Source organism: Staphylococcus sp. KUGN1 (assembly GCF_045984185.1).
In the GTDB taxonomy this organism is placed as follows: domain Bacteria; phylum Bacillota; class Bacilli; order Staphylococcales; family Staphylococcaceae; genus Staphylococcus; species Staphylococcus warneri_A.
The window spans coordinates 1-14,541 of record NZ_JBJQIL010000006.1; the positions used below are offsets into that span (position 1 = coordinate 1).

Annotated in this window: 15 protein-coding genes, 2 tRNA genes and 1 rRNA gene; all 18 read right to left on the reverse strand. The window is 30.7% G+C overall.

Features of this window, described 5'->3' with window-relative positions; translation table 11 throughout:
• Positions 1-84, reverse strand: a 16S ribosomal RNA gene (locus ACJQQZ_RS11125); the annotation flags it as partial.
• 118 nt (positions 85-202) lie between these two features.
• Positions 203-276: transfer RNA gene (locus ACJQQZ_RS11130), tRNA-Gly, on the reverse strand.
• 23 nt (positions 277-299) lie between these two features.
• Positions 300-385, reverse strand: a tRNA-Leu gene (locus tag ACJQQZ_RS11135).
• A 274-nt stretch (positions 386-659) separates the two neighbouring features.
• A complete protein-coding gene (locus tag ACJQQZ_RS11140) occupies positions 660-1,118 on the reverse strand; it encodes a SprT family protein (RefSeq protein ID WP_124227710.1) in 459 nt (152 codons plus the stop codon).
• Positions 1,111-3,261, reverse strand: coding sequence for a Tex family protein (locus ACJQQZ_RS11145; protein ID WP_124227711.1), 2,151 nt, complete (start codon positions 3,259-3,261; stop codon positions 1,111-1,113). Before ACJQQZ_RS11145 ends, ACJQQZ_RS11140 begins: the two co-directional genes overlap by 8 nt.
• Positions 3,262-3,473: 212 nt before the next feature.
• Positions 3,474-4,244, reverse strand: coding sequence for an RNA polymerase sigma factor SigB (gene sigB / locus ACJQQZ_RS11150; RefSeq protein ID WP_002451621.1), 771 nt, complete (start codon positions 4,242-4,244; stop codon positions 3,474-3,476).
• Positions 4,219-4,698, reverse strand: a complete 480-nt coding sequence (gene rsbW / locus ACJQQZ_RS11155) for an anti-sigma B factor RsbW (protein ID WP_408023154.1) — start codon at positions 4,696-4,698, stop codon at positions 4,219-4,221. Before rsbW ends, sigB begins: the two co-directional genes overlap by 26 nt.
• Position 4,699: 1 nt before the next feature.
• On the reverse strand, positions 4,700-5,026 hold the full coding sequence (locus tag ACJQQZ_RS11160) for an anti-sigma factor antagonist (RefSeq protein ID WP_002466754.1): 327 nt from the start codon (positions 5,024-5,026) through the stop codon (positions 4,700-4,702).
• Between the two features lie 94 nt (positions 5,027-5,120).
• Entirely contained in the window at positions 5,121-6,122 is a 1,002-nt protein-coding gene (locus ACJQQZ_RS11165; protein ID WP_075778711.1) for a SpoIIE family protein phosphatase, read from the reverse strand.
• Between the two features lie 326 nt (positions 6,123-6,448).
• A complete protein-coding gene (locus tag ACJQQZ_RS11170) occupies positions 6,449-6,811 on the reverse strand; it encodes a type II toxin-antitoxin system PemK/MazF family toxin (RefSeq protein ID WP_002451625.1) in 363 nt (120 codons plus the stop codon).
• Complete coding sequence (mazE, locus tag ACJQQZ_RS11175; protein WP_002451626.1) at positions 6,808-6,978, reverse strand: type II toxin-antitoxin system antitoxin MazE; 171 nt, start codon at positions 6,976-6,978, stop codon at positions 6,808-6,810. The genes ACJQQZ_RS11170 and mazE overlap by 4 nt, the downstream gene beginning before the upstream one ends.
• 91 nt (positions 6,979-7,069) lie before the next feature.
• On the reverse strand, positions 7,070-8,218 hold the full coding sequence (gene alr, locus ACJQQZ_RS11180; protein WP_002451627.1) for an alanine racemase: 1,149 nt from the start codon (positions 8,216-8,218) through the stop codon (positions 7,070-7,072).
• 51 nt (positions 8,219-8,269) lie between these two features.
• Positions 8,270-8,644 carry a holo-ACP synthase gene (gene acpS / locus ACJQQZ_RS11185; protein ID WP_002451628.1) on the reverse strand — a complete coding sequence of 125 codons (375 nt, stop codon included), beginning with the start codon at positions 8,642-8,644 and terminating at the stop codon, positions 8,270-8,272.
• A 32-nt stretch (positions 8,645-8,676) separates the two neighbouring features.
• Positions 8,677-9,174, reverse strand: a complete 498-nt coding sequence (locus ACJQQZ_RS11190; protein ID WP_002451629.1) for a PH domain-containing protein — start codon at positions 9,172-9,174, stop codon at positions 8,677-8,679.
• Positions 9,161-10,687 (reverse strand): PH domain-containing protein, encoded by a 1,527-nt coding sequence (locus tag ACJQQZ_RS11195; RefSeq protein ID WP_145506723.1) that lies wholly within the window; start codon positions 10,685-10,687, stop codon positions 9,161-9,163. Before ACJQQZ_RS11195 ends, ACJQQZ_RS11190 begins: the two co-directional genes overlap by 14 nt.
• Positions 10,680-11,153 (reverse strand): PH domain-containing protein, encoded by a 474-nt coding sequence (locus ACJQQZ_RS11200; protein ID WP_124227714.1) that lies wholly within the window; start codon positions 11,151-11,153, stop codon positions 10,680-10,682. Before ACJQQZ_RS11200 ends, ACJQQZ_RS11195 begins: the two co-directional genes overlap by 8 nt.
• Before the next feature lie 197 nt (positions 11,154-11,350).
• Positions 11,351-12,880, reverse strand: a complete 1,530-nt coding sequence (cshA, locus tag ACJQQZ_RS11205; RefSeq protein WP_408023155.1) for a degradosome RNA helicase CshA — start codon at positions 12,878-12,880, stop codon at positions 11,351-11,353.
• Positions 12,881-13,178: 298 nt separating this feature from the next.
• Entirely contained in the window at positions 13,179-14,540 is a 1,362-nt protein-coding gene (locus ACJQQZ_RS11210) for a UDP-N-acetylmuramoyl-tripeptide--D-alanyl-D-alanine ligase (protein WP_145506727.1), read from the reverse strand.
• Between the last annotated feature and the right edge of the window lies 1 nt (position 14,541).

A 14,541-nucleotide genomic window follows, 5' to 3' on the forward strand; every position in this document is an offset into this window, starting at 1 on the left:
AAGCTCCTTATCTGTTCGCTCGACTTGCATGTATTAGGCACGCCGCCAGCGTTCATCCTGAGCCAGGATCAAACTCTCCATAAAAAATTATGATGTTTGATTAGCTCATAAAACTAAATTAATTGTTATAACTTTCGTTACATTATTGGAATTAACGTTGACATATTGTCATTCAGTTTTCAATGTTCATTTAAATAAATCATGGAGCGGGTGATGGGAATCGAACCCACAACATCAGCTTGGAAGGCTGAGGTTTTGCCATTAAACTACACCCGCATATATAATTTCAAAAGTTATTTTGGTGCGGCCGAGAGGACTTGAACCTCCACGGGATTTCTCCCACTAGGCCCTCAACCTAGCGCGTCTGCCATTCCGCCACGACCGCTGGCAAAACGCATTCAAAAGTTTATCGATTTCTCAATAGCATAATAAATTGTAAATCATTTATTAAACGATGTCAATAACTTTTTAACATTAAATTAATAAAATTAATTATCTTGTAATGTTTGCTAATTTATTAATACAACGCTATTTATAATAAATCATTGTAAAAGTAATGTCAATACTTATTTGAAATATAAAGAGAGAGCACTTAATTAATTTTCTTAATAGTACTCTCCCTCAAATTCATATCTATTTACTCTTAGATTTATAATGATTTAATTAACCTTTTTTCTATTTAACCTTAATTTTCCACCGCATTTGCCACATCTCATGATACTTATATTTACTTTTTTTATTCTTAAATATTTTGTACCACAATTAGTACAAATATATTCATAGTTAGCACGTGTTTCATATGATTGAGTTGGACTGCAATATCTTGGTGCACCAACTTTTGCACTTAAATTTTTAAAGTCTCGATCTTTATGTTTATAACCTTTATCTAAAATATGCAAATGATAATGACAAAGTTCATGTTTTATAATATCGATAATGGCTTTTTTACCATAATGCTCATATTGTTTTGGATTAATTTCTATATCATGTGTTTTTAGTAAATATCTACCGCCAGTTGTCCTTAAGCGTTTATTAAAATACGCATTATGCTTAAATGGGATTTTAAAATATCTTAAGGAAATATCACATACTAAACTTTGTAATTCCTGATCATTCATATGGATTAATCATCGTCAATGAAACTTTATCTTTTTGTGTATCTATGCTAAGTATCCAAACATCGACAATATCTCCTACACTTACGATGTCCATAGGGTTCTTCACGAATTTTTTTGATAGTTTTGAGACATGGACAAGTCCGTCTTGTTTGACGCCAATATCAACAAATGCTCCAAAATCTACAACATTTCTAACAGTTCCACTGAGTTTCATTCCTTCTGATAGATCCTCTATTGATAAAACATCTGATTTTAAAATTGGTGTTTCAAATTCATCACGTGGATCTCTATTTGGTGCTTTTAAAGATTTTATAATATCTTCTAAAGTTGGTATACCTATATTTAATTGATCAGCAATTTCATGTACATCAATTGAATCTAATGTGCTTTTTAATGTTTCACTACCTACATCTTCAACTTTAAGATTTAATTGGTTTAGTAATTCATATGTTACTTCATAACTTTCTGGATGGATAGATGTATTATCTAACGGTTCTGAACCATCTACAATTCTCATGAAACCTATACTTTGTTCGAATGTCTTGGCACCTAGACGCTTAACTTTAGCAATATCTTTATGATGTTTAATAGCGCCATTTTCTTCTCTATATTCTATTAGATTTTGTGCAATTTGTGATGAAAGTCCTGATACATATTGTAATAATGAACGTGAAGCCGTATTAACATCTACGCCAACTTGGTTTACTGCTGTTTCGACAACAAATGTTAGTGCTTTCTCTAATTCTTTTTGGTTCACGTCATGTTGATATTGACCTACCCCTATTGATTTTGGATCTATTTTGACTAATTCACTTAAAGGATCTTGTACCCTTCTTCCTATTGAAACGGCACTTCTTTCTTCAACTTGGAAATCAGGAAATTCTGCACGCGCAATTTCTGATGCTGAATATACTGACGCACCTGCTTCATTTACTATAATAAATTGCACATTAAGATTATATTTCTTAATTACATTAGCGATGAATTGTTCTGTTTCTCTACTAGCCGTACCGTTTCCAATTGCAATTAATTGAACATCATAATCATTAATCATTTTTACTACTATTTTTTCAGCTGGTTCAATTTTATTCACTGGAGGATGTGGATATATCACATTCTTAGCCACAAATGTGCCATATGGATTAATAACCGCTAGTTTACATCCTGTTCTAAAAGCTGGATCTACACCTAGTATTTGCTTCCCTTTCATCGGCGGTTGTAATAGTAAGTTTCTTAAATTCTCACTGAAAACATCTATAGCATGGTTTTCAGCTTTTTCTGTTAAATCGCCTCTGATTTCTCGTTCAATAGAAGGCATTATTAATCTCTTGAGACTATCTTTAATTGCATTTCTTACAATTTCTGTCGCTTCATTTTCACCTTTTATTTCTTGTTTTTCGATGTCTTTTTCTACTTGTTCTGTATCAAATTCTATTTTTACAGATAATATTTTTTCTTTTTCTCCTCTATTAACGGCTAAAACCCTATGATTAGCTATCTTTTTAATCGGTTCTGCATAATCATAATACATAGAGAATATTTCTTTTTCATCTTCAGCTTTTTTCTTTTTAGTAGTTACGATTTGTCCGTGTTGATATACATTTTTTAATATTCTTGAACGATATTTAGGGTTGTCAGAAATTTGCTCTGCAATGATGTCTTGTGCACCTTGAATAGCTTCTTCAACGCCTTTTATTTCTTCATTAATAAACATTTGAGCTTTTGATTCAACATTTTCATTTAGTTTAGGCTGTAACAACCAAGTAGCAAAAGGTTCTAAACCTTTTCTTTTCGCTTCAGTGGCACGTGTTTTTTTCTTTTGTTTATAAGGTCTATATAAATCCTCAACACGTTGTAATTTAGTTTGTTTAAGAATATTGTTTTTTAATTCATTAGTTAGCATACCTTGTTGCTCAATACTATGAATAACTTCTTCTTTTCTTTTTTGTAAATTGACCATGTATTGATATTCATCTGATATTTGTTTAATTTCTACTTCATCTAAACCACCAGTTTGTTCTTTACGATATCTCGCAATGAACGGAACGGTATTTTTATCTTCTAAAAGTTTTAATACTGAAGTGATTTGTTTTTCTGAAAAATTATATTTTTCAATAATTGATTTTATTAAATGATTGTCCATAGTTCTACCACACTTTTTCTTTAATTTATCTTTTTATTTTAACATAGTTGCTTTCTGTAATTATTAATACTAATACTCTTATTATCAAGTATTATAAGTATAAAAACAAAAATAAGATTACTATTTCTTCAACAGTACCTCACATTATTGTGTGGCTTCTGACTAAAGAAATAATAACCTTATAAATATTAATGTTAACTATTTTTAAATATTTATTGTTTAGCTGCTTCTTGCAACTTTTTAATTGCAGTTCGCTGTAATCTAGACACATGCATTTGGCTTAGTCCTATACGCTCACCAGTTTCTTTCTGACTTAATCCTTCAATGAATGTACACTGAATGATTTCTTTCTCTCTGTCAGATAATATTGGTAAAATTCTTTCAAGTATCATGCGCTTTTCTGTAAGATCATAATTATCATCTTGTTGACCCATAATATCTAATAAGGTAACTGTAGACCCGTCTTTGTCCGCTTCAATTGAATGGTCTACACTTAATGCATTATAGCTTTGGCCCATTTCCATAGCTTCAAGTACTTCTTCATCTGTAACTTCCAAACGAGCAGCAATTTCACTTATTGAAGGTGAACGTTCTAATTCATTTGTAAGTTCATCACTTACCTTCTTTATGCGTGGACCTATTTCTTTTATACGTCTAGGTACATGAACACTCCATGTTTTGTCTCTTAAATATCTTTTTATTTCACCAATAACAGTTGGCACTAGGAATGCTTCAAATTTTCGATCAAATGACAAATCAAATCTATTTATAGCACCTATTAAACCAACCATTCCCACTTGAACTAAATCTTCATGATGTGATTGACCTTTAGAATATTTATAAGCTAATGATTCAATTAGTTTACGATAGTGCCTTACTAACTTATCTTGAGCTCCGCTATTTTGGTCTTCTTGGTGTTCTTTAATCCATTGGTTAATCTGTTCAGGTGATACATCATTAACTGATTTCGACTCTTTCGTCATTATTTCGCACCTGCTCTTTTTTTATATACTTAATCATACTTATAGTAACACCAGACTCTTTGTAAACAGTTACTTCATCCATTAGTGACTCGATTAAGAATAATCCTAATCCACCCTCACGTAAGAAATCTATATTTTCGTTATCATTATAAGGCCCTAAATTAGATTTAGTTGTCTCATTATCAAAGCTTTCACCTTGATCTGAAATCACAATCTTAATTTTATCTTCAAAGACTTCAAAGCACAAATTAATCATGCCTGTTTCGGGATTATGTCTATATGCATGTTTGACTGCATTCGTAACTGCTTCACTTACAGCAATTTTTGAATCTTCTATATCATCATATGATGCACCTGCTCTAGTAAACACTCCAGATAATGTTAATCTAATTAAACTTACATATTCGGCAGAAGCTGGTAACCGCATTTCAATATAATCTTGTTTAGATTGCATGTTACTCTACCTCCGTTCCTTCATTAACATGCATTAAATCTTTTAATCCGGTAATATCAAACAATCTTCCTATACGGTCAGAAACGCCTAAAATATATAAATCTTTACCGTTTTGATTTAATGCTTTAAGTGTGCCTACAAAAAGACCCAAACCTGTTGAGTCCATATAACTAACATTTGCTAAATTTACATGAATATCGTGTGTACCTTCCTGTCTCATTGGTACTAACACTTCTTCTAACTCAGGCACTGTATAAACGTCTAATTCTCCGCCAACTTTAACTTCATAATATGTATCATGTGTGACAGTCTCTATATTAAGATTCATTTGGTTACACTCCTAATTATATTTCAAATCTTCTAGTTTACTATTCAAGAATAATTATACCCAAAGTCAACGTTGCTTAATCATAAAATAAAAATTAATTTACTCTTTTAATAATTAAAATAGTCATATCATCTTTTTTATTAGGATTTTGTACTTTTAATATTGCTTCATAAATAATTTGAACAATATCTTGAGGGTGCATATGTTTATATTTCTTGATTAAATTTAATAAAGTATCTTTCTGGATGAATTCGCCTTCTTTATTTCTTGCTTCTGTGACTCCATCAGTAAATATAATCACCAAATCATCAATATAGATTGGTATTTCCTGCTGACTATATCTAGTTTGTTGATTAACACCTAAAACACGGCCTCTTACTTCAATTTCTTGAAACTCTTCAGTTTCGGCTCTATATACATAACCTGGTTCATGACCAGCTGAACTGCAATATAATAAATGGTTCATTTCTTCATACAAACCATAGAACATTGTAACAAACATATTTTGGTTGACGTTTTTTTCGACAACTCTATTGAGCCTCTTTAACCCTTCACTTGGCAATTGAGAATGTCCATATGAGTCCATACCGAACTTTATCATACTCATTGCTAAAGCAGCCGGTATACCTTTTCCAATGACATCTGCAACTGCAAAACTCATAGTACCATCATTGTGATCTATTAAGTTAAAATAATCTCCACTTACCTTTTGAGCTGCAACTGATATTACACCAATTTGAATACTATCGAATTGAGGAATATCTGTTTTCAACATAGTTTGTTGAAGTCTAGAAGCTAGATCTATTTCTTTATCGTGGTATTGAAGTTTGTTTACTAATTTTTGATAATCTCTATAACTGTAACCAAATCCTTTAACTACTTCTTGAAGGACATCTAAAGTATCAAGCGCTTCGTGATCAGTAACGTTTAATGAAGATATATAATTTTTATGTATTTCAACAATATCTTCTGGCAAAATGTCCTTTTTTATAACTTCATTAGTAAACTCTTCACACTTTTTTATTAATTGAGTTTTATTATTCGTGCTTAAACTTTCATCAATCAATTTTTTATAATCTTTTTTAAATTCTTCCACGATTTTGCCTCCTCAATACGACTTCAACGCTCAGTTTCTAACGTTCAATCAAAATATCTTTCTTTATAATTAGTAAAAAAGACTAAAACCTCGATACATCTAAAAAAGACTTTAGGAATGGAATACCTAAAGCCGTAAAACTTAAGACATCCTTTTATAATAAATAATACTTCGAAATAACTATCATTGCTCATAAAATGTTAAAAACTAAATGCTCAACGTTATAAATAAATCTATTTATATATATTTAAGCAGTTGTAATTATTATAAAGTTATTGTCTTTGATCTCATTATTTTATTTGTATTGGAATAATACATACAATTAATTATGTCTTAGAATGATTGAAATTATGTAAACCTAGACTGATGTCTAGGGCGTAATCTACTTCTTTCATTTTGTTATCAGACAAATATGTGAGTTTTTCTTTCAAACGATTTTTATCTAAAGTACGAATTTGTTCTAGTAAAATGACTGAATCCTTATCAAGTTTGTACTTTTTCTTTTCAATCTCAACATGTGTAGGTATCTTAGCTTTATTAATCCTTCCAGTAATTGCAGCTACAATTACAGTGGGACTATATTTATTACCTGTGTCATTCTGAATAATGACTACGGGTCTCACTCCCCCTTGTTCTGACCCTTGAACAGGCGATAAATCCGCTAGATAAACGTCTCCTCTTCTAATCATTCATTCTTAGCATTAGAAGTTAAATATGTTTCATTGCAATCGCACGCTTCACATTCAATAGGAAAAGCTTCGGTTGCTAGGGAGAGATTTAAATCAGCCATTTGTGCATAACCTTCTTTTAAAGATTGCTCTAAACTGTAACTTCTATTTTGATTAAAAGATAACATACAAAGAACCTCCATCTGATTCCAAAAGTTGCATTATTAAGATTTCTTAATTTAACTTAATAATAACAAATTTTGAAATCAGTGACTATACTTATTTTAATAATTCATTAGATATCTCTGTATTATCTTCTATGTGATAAATGCGTGGTAATCGTCTTGATAAATTGCATAGAACTTCATAATTTATTGTATTTTGCTGCTTAGCTAATGCTTCAACAGATTGTTCTGTATCTACATGGTTATCTAACAGAATTACTTTATCTCCGACTTTTACTGTATCTGGAATTTTGACCATCGTTTGATCCATACATACTCTTCCTATTACTTCGCATTGTTGACCGTTCACATTGACATATGACCCTTGCATAGAACGTAAATAACCATCTGCATAGCCAATTGGTAATACAGCTATTCTCGTTGGTTCCGTTGCAGTATAAGTACTGCCATAACTTACAGAATCACCAACATTCAATGTTTTTGTTTGTACAATTTCACTCACTAATTGTGCACTTGGTTTCAAATGTACTTTAACGTTTTCTTTCACATATTCAGAAGGATAATATCCGTATAGTGATATACCTAAACGAATCGCATTACAGAACTGACCATCCATTAATAGAGAACCTGCTGAATTTTGTGTGTGTATATAATGTGGTTTTTCTACTTGTTCTACAAGTTCTTTGAATTTTTGATATTGTGTAGCCATATCGTCTCCAGGTTCATCAGCACATGCAAAATGAGTATATACACCTTCAAATACAAGTTGGTCATATTTACTAATAATATCTACAACTTCTTTGTATTCTTCAACATCTTTCATACCTAGTCTACCCATACCTGTATCAAGTTTTAAATGTAACCAAAGTGCTTTCTCATTTTCATCTGATATGTTCTTAATGGATTCTTTTAACCAAGATTTTGAAGGGACTGTCAATGCGACACGGTGTTGGATAGCTTTATTAATATCTTTAGGCGGAATTACTCCTAAAATTAAAATTTTAGCTTTAATGCCATGCATACGTAATTCTATTGCTTCGTCTAATGTTGCAACTGCAAAAAATGAAGCACCATTTTCCATTAAGTGTTGTGCAATTCTAACACTACCTAAACCATATCCATTGGCTTTAATGACTGATATAACAGTCTTATTAGCATGCAATTTATCAAAAGTTTGATAATTAGATAAGATTGCATTCAAATCTATATTTAAATACGTCGATCTGTAAAATTTTTCTGACATAATGTCATTACCTCCTTTAAAACCTAACAACATAAATACAAATGAGTTAGTTCACACATCATGATTATCATCTTGTTTCTCTAAAAGAACTTGACTCATCGCGTAATTTTCAGTGTGGGTAATACTCACATGAACTCGAAAACCACTATAGTCTATGCATGGTTTGCCTAGATAATCGTTATAGCAGTTGATATCATGAAATGCTATTGTTTTCCCTAATCCAGTTCCTAAAGCTTTACTAAACGCTTCTTTAGTAGCAAATCTTCCCGCAAGATATTCAATTTTTCTTTTTTGTTGTGAAAAACTATTAAATTTGATTTGCTCTTCTTTAGATAGAATTCGTTCAACAAACTTTTGATTTTGCTTATTATAAACATTTTCTATTCTCTCAATTTCTATTAAATCTAATCCAATACCATATATCATAGGACGCCTCGTTATCTTTTATCATTCTATTCTTATAATTTTACATCATTTTGATTTAGATTTTCACTATTTCGTCTTTCTTTAATTAAATGTTTGATTTCTTCAGCTTTTTCTTTGTTTATAAGTAATAATTCAGAGTTACCTCCTGCTGTTGATAAAGTGACTGTAGCTAGTTGATATTTTCTCATAATAAAGCCTTCGCTTATATCAATATTTTGAATTCTAAAAAACGGTATAATATTAGTATTAATAAAGATAATCCCTTTTCTCACATGTATCTCGTTATTCTTTATTTTATATCTGAAATTCTTATATCTAAATGTTGGTATAACGAATAACATTGTAATACTGCATACAATAAAGAGTGTTATACCTCCAATAGCGATTGACCAGTTATCTGTTAAATGTAAAAATTTCCAATTTAGAATTAGAATACAAATCAAAATAAGAAAAAGTATGATCAACAAAATAGAATTAGCTAAAACCATAGATTTCTTAGCATTAACATCCATATAATTATAATTCGACACGTTGATCACCTCCTACATACCATGTTTTAAGGGTTTCTATTGATTTTTCATCTGAGAATTTTAATCCAATTGTTTGATTTGAAGCACCTTTAGAAATTAAGAAGTTGAAATTACCTAAATGATTTCTTATTAAAAATGGATGAGTTTTAATTTCCATTCCAATAATTTTATCGTATTTTAAATAGTATCTTTTAATACTAAACCAGTTCACTTTCTGTACTGTCATTTCGTCATTTTCAAGTTGAAATCCAGACAAATGAATATAAAGTAATGCTTCAATAATTAGTGCTAAAATCATTATACAAACTATAAATAAAGCCCAAGCTGACCAATAATATAGTCCTATAATACCAATTAAGATTAATACCAACGAAGGGATTAAAAAATGTCTATGAAAACCTCTCCAAGGCATACCGATATGAGCAGGTTTGAACTCCATTTCTGGAATTAATGCCTTAATGATTCTATATGCCTCTTTACTCTTTATGAATGGAATAATCATTATATTTCCACCTACAGTTGAATCATCTTCCATCTTCTCTTCAAAATCACTCGTAATCAATACGTGTATAGCTGTAAAACCGAATAACTTTCTAATATATGATTGATGTTCGACAACTGCTTGAATACGCTCTGTAGGTACGGTAACGTTCTTTTTAGTAAACAAACCATATTGAATTTTCAATTGATGATTTTCTTGTGTTAGTGTATATCCGAAATATTTAATGAAATTGATAATTGCACCTATAATATAACTCGCAACTAATATCACTCCAATGATGATACTTACGATTAATACAATGGCATTAGCCAAATGAGTCATTTCTTCAGTAATACTTTTCCACGGAATGATATTGGACACACTACCTATGATAGGTGAAATAGTTGCTATTGCGATTCCTATAGCACCACTTGTTAATGACATTAAAATTAAATCTCTGATTGATAACTTAAATACACGACGTTTTTTGGGTTCCTCATTAAATGATTCTTTCTTATGTAATTCATTATTCTCTTCAGTATTATGAAAATCATTTGTTTCTATTTCAATCTGAGAATTATCTAACTGAGTTTGAATATTTTTGATTGTATGTTCTAATTCAATACTTTGTGATTTGGATATAGTTGATAATTCTATACCATCACTTGGTGTTTTTATTTGTAATTGCACACCACCTACTATTTGATTAATCATACTTTGTGAAGTGTCTACAGATTGAATACGACTGATATCTAACTCTTTACGTTCTTTGTTAAATATGCCCGTTGTTAATATAAAGTGGTTATTTTCAATCCAATATCTTGTCTGATACACTTTCAATATTTGTCCAATAAACGATATTAAGAAAAATATAAACAACACTGCCGGTACAATATACTCACGAATATTAGTAAAATCAAAGTCTTTAAAGTTAAAAACTAAAAATACAATAATTACAATAATATTTTGTTTGAACGCTTCAATTAAGCCTGATATATAAGAAATAGGGTGTAATTTTTGTGGGCTAAACATCATATTCAGCTCCCCTCAATTGACTAAAAATTTGATCTTCTATATATTCTGCTTCCTTTTCAGAAACAAATGGTAATTCAATCGAATGACCTGCAGAAACAAATGAAATTTCATTAATTTTAAATAATTTAGCTAGTGGGTTAGTTCTAATTTGTAAAAATTGAAGTCTTTTTACTTTAGTGATGTCTTGACGTTTAAAGAAAAAAGTAGACTTCACCTCTAAAATATTATGATGAATTCGATAATATAAAAAGTGATAATTTACAACAGGAACGTAAAAGAATCTAATTAAACTTATCCCCCATAAAAGAAAATATATGTATATGATAAAGTGCCACCAATTAAATTGATTCCATAAATAAAATAGAATTGTAAAAATAATAATTTCAATAATCAAGTTAAGCCCTGAAGTTAAAAAATAGTATGTCAATGTATTTCTGGGACTTTTATGAAATGTATTATCCATCAATAAGCTCCTTTTCATTTTAGTCACATTATATCATAGACAAATTACCTTCTAAATGCTCCTCATTACTTATTAACGTTCTTTAAACCCAAATTACTTTAGTATATTTTAGAAACAAATAAATAGAGCATACATTTAACCGAAGCTAAATGTATGCTCTATTTTTAATACAAATATATTGAGTATTGATAAATTAATTATTTCTGATGGTCAGCAAATGTGCGACCTTTCATTGTCTTGTTTGACCCTTGAGATGATTTATCTTTACGGTCAAATTTTTTGTTACCGTTTTTCTTAGAAGCAAAACCTTTTGATGAACGTCTATTTTTGTTATCAAATTTACCGCCACTGCGTTTATTATTGCCTCTTCTAGAGTTATTATTACCTTTTGAATTACGACCTTTACGTGAAAGTGGTTTTTCAAAAGTTAATTGAACTTCAACTTCATCATTAGCTTCAACTAACTCTTGTAATAATGATGCAACTAACTCAACATCATTGTACTCTTCAAGTAGTTCAGTTGAAATTCTTTGTAAACGAGGTTCATTGTCTTTAGACATCCAGTTTTGTACTTTTTCTTTAATATCGTCTTCACGTGCTTTCAATACTTCTTTACGATGAGGTGGTCTTAAAGCAGTCATTCTTCTATTGTTAGCATCTTCGATTTGACGAATATAATCCATTTCGATTGGATTTACAAAAGTAACAGCGATACCTTCTTTACCAGCACGACCAGTACGTCCGATTCTATGCGTGTAACTTTCAGTATCTTGAGGGATATCAAAGTTATAAACATGACTAACGCCAGAGATATCTAAACCACGTGCCGCTACGTCAGTTGCTACAAGAATGTCAATTTGATCATTTTTGAATTTTTTCAATACTTCTAAACGTTTAGCTTGCGTAATGTCACCATGTAAACCTTCAGCTTTATAACCTTTAGAAAGTAACGCGCTTGTTAACTCATCTACACGACGTTTTGTACGACCGAACACAATAGCTAGTTCTGGTTGATGTACATCTAAGAAATTAGTGAAAGTATCGAACTTTTCTAATTCTTTAACAATTGTATAATATTCGTCGATTTGTGGATCAGACATTTCATTATTCATTGTTTTAATAATTTTTGGTGTTTTCATGAATTGTTGTACTAACGTTTGAATAGCTTTTGGCATAGTAGCTGAGAAAAGCATCGTTTGACGTTGTTCAGCCGGGATTTTATCCATGATGAATCTCATATCATCGATGAATCCCATGTTCATCATTTCATCCGCTTCATCTAAGATAAGTGTGTGAATATCGTTAGTTTTTAATGTACGTCTATTTAAATGGTCAATGACACGTCCTGGTGTACCTACTACGATTTGTGGTCCTTTTTTCAAGGCTTTAATTTGGCGCTCGATTGGCATACCACCAAATACCGTAACAACTTGTACGTTTTGACCTTTACTAAATACTTTTAATTGCTCTGCAACTTGCATAGCTAATTCTCTAGTAGGCGCTAGAATTAACGATTGAACACCTTGTTCTCCAACAACCTTTTCAATTAAAGGTATACCAAACGCACCCGTTTTACCAGTACCTGTTTGTGCTTGTCCAAGGATGTCATGTCCTTCTAACGCATAAGGGATACTATCTTTTTGGATAGGAGTTGGCTCTTTAAACCCCATAGATTCAAGTGTTTGAACCGTTTTATCCGAAATCCCTAGTTCTTTAAAATTTTGCAAAATAATTCTCCTTTTACATGTTTATTTCTCAATATACTTTTTTGCATATATGTTCATTTATGTTTTATCAACTTCTTAATAGTACCACCTAACATTTATTATAGCAATAAAGCAGTTGGCATATCGTGGTGAATCATGTCCTTTTATTATGAAATTTTTCCTTTTAAACTGGTGTTTTATATAATTTGGAAGCGTTTCATAAATATATTTTATTTTTTAAATAAAAATAGTAAGACTACTATGTTATTCCCAATTATATGAGAAATTAACATGAGTCTTACTACAATAACATAAAGCATTATTTAATTAATGCATCTACTACTTCTTCTAATTTCATACCTCTTGAACCTTTAATTAAGACGTTATCATCTGGTTGAACGAAATGTGTCATATAAGAAATAAGTTTTTCTTTATCATTAAAATGATGTGCTTCATCAACATATGACTTACCTGTATTGTGTATAAATGTTGCTTCACTACCAAATGTAATTAATTGATCGATGTGTTTATTCTGTAAATAAGTTCCGACTTCTTCATGCATACGTTGACTATTGTCACCTAATTCAAGAACATCACCAAGCACAATAATCTTTCGTCCATTCATGTTACTTAACGTATCTATAGCAGCTTTCATACTTGTTGGACTTGCATTATATGCATCATTAATGACAGTAACTTGTTGTTCTGTTTCATGACGTTCCATTCTCATGCCTGTTAATTTAACACGTTTGATATTGTGTTGAATTGTTTTATACGAAAGTCCTAATTCTTGCCCTACTGCAATGGCAATAGCAGCATTTTTCATATTATGAATACCTAATATAGGTAATTCATATTCTTGTTGATGATTAATTGTAAATGCAATGCCTTCTGTTTCAACTTGATCATTTACACTACATACTAATGAATTGCCTTGTTCTAACCCAATGCTAATACATTTAGCTTCTTTAATTTGTTCGACATGCGGTTTTAACAAAGGTTCATCACCATCATAGATAAATGTACCATTTGATTTTAAGCCAATTGTTATTTCTGATTTAGCTTGAGCAATGCCTTCACGTGAACCTAAATCTTGCATATGTGACTCACCAATATTAGTAATTACAGCAATGTCTGGTTCAGCAATAGTAGATAATAATTCAATTTCATGGAATCCTGACATTCCCATTTCTAAAATAGAAATATCAGTGTTTTTATCTAAATCTAAAATAGTTAAAGGCATACCAATCTCATTATTGTAGTTACCTTGTGTCTTTTTCACATTAAACTCTGTATTAAGTACACATTCAATCATATCTTTAGTTGTTGTTTTACCATTGGAACCTGTCACAGCAATGACCTTTGGATTAACATATTTTAAATATGCTTTAGCTAAATCTTGTAATGCTTGCAACGTATCGTCTACCCATATAATAGGTCCTTCTATATCCTTGGGCAGTGATACATCTTTTTGATAAAATGATGCACCTGCTCCATCTTTGAGTGCTTGTTCAACGAAACGATGACCGTCAACGTTTTCACCTTTAAAAGGTATAAATAACATGTCTTTTTTTATCGCTCTGGAATCAATTGTGACACCTTGAATTGATTGATGAAGATATTGCTCATCTATTTCACAATCAATCCATGCCTTAATTTGTTTTAATGTTACGTTAATCATT